Source organism: Acinetobacter sp. 1566109 (genome assembly GCF_000582255.1).
GTDB lineage: Bacteria > Pseudomonadota > Gammaproteobacteria > Pseudomonadales > Moraxellaceae > Acinetobacter > Acinetobacter nosocomialis.
Map to the genome: position 1 here is coordinate 1 of NZ_JEYB01000149.1, position 2,047 is coordinate 2,047.

Consider the following 2,047-nt stretch of genomic DNA (forward strand, 5'->3'; position numbering starts at 1 on the left):
ATATTTTTACCTTATTATCAATTACCAATTCCAAAAGTTATATATTTAAAAAAAATACTCTATGAGTAATTTAATTTCTCAGACTATAACTACTAACGCAACAACTAACTTTAAATATCTTCCCTACTTAATTTTCTAATGAAGTTAATAAATATTTTATTATAAGTTAGCTTAAGTACAACATTATAAATAAAAAGCTAAGCCCCGATTAGTGTGGCTTAGCTTTGAAAAATAATTTTAATTAAAAAATTACTTATTTGATGTCTGCAAATTCAGAAACAGGTTTGTTCACTTCAACTTTTGTGCCACCGAATTTTTCATTCACGAATTTTTGTACTTTAGGTAAGTGGTAAAGTTCACCAAGTTTCGTATAGATTGGATCATTTTTGTTTGCTTCAGCTACACCCAATAAATTGACATAAAGTTTAGTAGACTGATCAATTGGCTCACGGAAGATAGAATCTTTCATTACATTGAGGCCACCTTCAAGTGCCAATGTATTACCAAGTACAATTGCATCTACATCGTTTTTAACACGAACTGCTGTAGTCATTTGAATTGGTTTTAATTGTAAATTTTTAGGGTTTTCAGCAATGTCGTTCGTAGTCCCTTTTACAGGGTCAAAGTTCGGTTTAAGTTTAATCAGTTTAGCAGACTGTAATAATGTTAATGCACGAGCTTCATTGGCAGTATCATTTGGAATAGCAATGGTAGCGCCTTGTGGGAACTCATCAACAGTTTTAATTTTATTTGCATAAATACCCATTGGTTCCAAGTAAGTTGTTGCAACAGCAGCAACTTTAGCTTTATTTGAAGCATTGTATGCTGCCAAATAGTTGAATGACTGGAACGCATTTACATCTTGCTCACCATTTGCGACAGATGTATTGAGCACAACATAGTCAGTTAAGTTAGTCACTTCGAGTTTAATACCAGCTTCTTTAGTCTCAGGAAGCGTTGCAACGTATTTCCATACGTCAGTATCTGAACCTGTTGAAACCAGTTTAATTGTTCGAACTGACTCACCTTTGTCTTTAGCTGGTGCAGTATTTTCAGTTTGTGCAGGTTGTTTATTACATGCTGTCAGTGTGAGTACAGATGCGCTGAACAGTACACTAAATAATTTTTTCATAGATACATCCTAAAATAGGAAACGCCTAACCCACAAAAGAGTGAGGCATTCCCAACCATTGGGTCGAAATGCAAAATTTGGCTGGAAATAATTTCCAGATATAGGGTTTAGAAGCCTGAATTCAGCATTATTCTTTCCGTGAACTTGCTCGCTAAACAATAGAATTATGTTTTGAAACAGCCTCTAAATATGGGATCATCATATATCAACAAGTGAATATTCTACAAATAACTTGTTCAATTCTGATATATAGTCATGCTCACAGCAACATATTGAAAACATAAACATTTCTCAAATACAACATACATATTTGATTTATATGAAATTTTTAGGATTTATTAGCAATATTTAAGCTAAATAGAGTTGTAATTTTTATTTTAGGCATAAAAAAAGCCCCTGCTATTAACAGGTGCTTTTCGAATTTGGCGGAAGCGGTGAGATTCGAACTCACGGAGGACTCACACCCTCGTCGGTTTTCAAGACCGGTGCATTAAACCGCTCTGCCACGCTTCCATGTGCGTAAGAATACAAAGCTTATTCATTTTATTCAAGAAAAATATCATCGCTTTGTGTTCAAGTGCATATTGTTTCATCAATTTTACAGTTGAGCGGCTAATTCTGCTCCTTCTTTGATCGCACGCTTCGCATCTAGCTCTGCTGCAAGCTTTGCACCACCAATAATATGGTAGTTCGCTATAGTCGACTCACCTTCTTTTGGCATCAAGTCTTTTACAGACTCTTGACCTGCACACACCACAACAGTGTCTACACGTAAAAGCTGGTCTTGACCGTTATGTTCAATCCACAGCCCTTCATCGGTAACTGCTTTATATTGCACGCCGCGCAGCATGCGTACGCCATGCTTTTTAAGCTGGGCACGATGTACCCAACCCGAGGTCTTACCAAGACCAATAC

General features: G+C 36.0%; 1 protein-coding gene, 1 tRNA gene and 1 pseudogene. All 3 read right to left on the minus strand.

Annotated elements, in window-relative coordinates:
* Positions 1-253 precede the first annotated feature (253 nt).
* A complete protein-coding gene (locus J582_RS24835; RefSeq protein ID WP_017393614.1) occupies positions 254-1,132 on the minus strand; it encodes a MetQ/NlpA family ABC transporter substrate-binding protein in 879 nt (292 codons plus the stop codon).
* 423 nt (positions 1,133-1,555) lie between these two features.
* Positions 1,556-1,645 (minus strand) — tRNA-Ser (locus J582_RS24840).
* An 85-nt stretch (positions 1,646-1,730) separates the two neighbouring features.
* Positions 1,731-2,047: pseudogene (fadH, locus tag J582_RS24845) on the minus strand (NADPH-dependent 2,4-dienoyl-CoA reductase); the annotation flags it as partial.

What these genes read in the sequence shown, in the direction of transcription:
- J582_RS24835 (WP_017393614.1), bottom strand. Translation starts at nt 1,132, where the DNA reads ATGAAAAAATTATTTAGTGTACTGTTCAGCGCATCTGTACTCACACTG.